Source organism: Terrisporobacter mayombei (genome assembly GCF_020748465.1).
In the GTDB taxonomy this organism is placed as follows: domain Bacteria; phylum Bacillota; class Clostridia; order Peptostreptococcales; family Peptostreptococcaceae; genus Terrisporobacter; species Terrisporobacter mayombei.
On record NZ_JAHZMP010000087.1, the window covers coordinates 1 to 538 of the forward strand.

The 538-nt window shown below is 29.0% G+C and carries 1 pseudogene; it reads right to left on the bottom strand.

From position 1 onward, the window contains the following. Positions 1-538 (bottom strand): annotated as a pseudogene (pdcA, locus tag K0039_RS20460) (c-di-GMP phosphodiesterase PdcA); the annotation flags it as partial.

Here is a 538-nt window from a genome sequence, read left to right on the forward strand (position 1 = left end):
GTTGAAGGTGTATAATCATATTCTGTATTTGATCATATAGAGTTAGAATTTCATTTTCTTCAACATTATCAACAAGAATGCCCATTTCGTCTCCATCAAGTTTATAAAGTTCAGCATTATCTGGTAAAATAGATTGTATAGACTGTGCTAGTGTTTTTATTATATTATCTCCAAAATCCCTATCATACATCTCATTAACTTTTTTAAAATCGTCAATATTTAATAATACTATGCATAAGTTTTCAATCATAGGATTTGAAATTTTATCTTCAAATACACTCATAAATTCATGATAATTCAGTAACTGTGTCAATGAATCAATCTTATTTTGTTTACCTAATTGCGTCATTATTCCTGCAAAAATACTTGATTCTCCAAATTCATCACGCATTAGTTGCCCTCTACATCTTAACCATATATATTCTCCACTACGATTTTTAGCCCTAAATTCCACTGTATGATAATCCATCTGGTTTTTACCTATTTCAGTGTTTGACTTATAAAAACGATTCCAGTCTTCTGGATGTACAATTTTTTC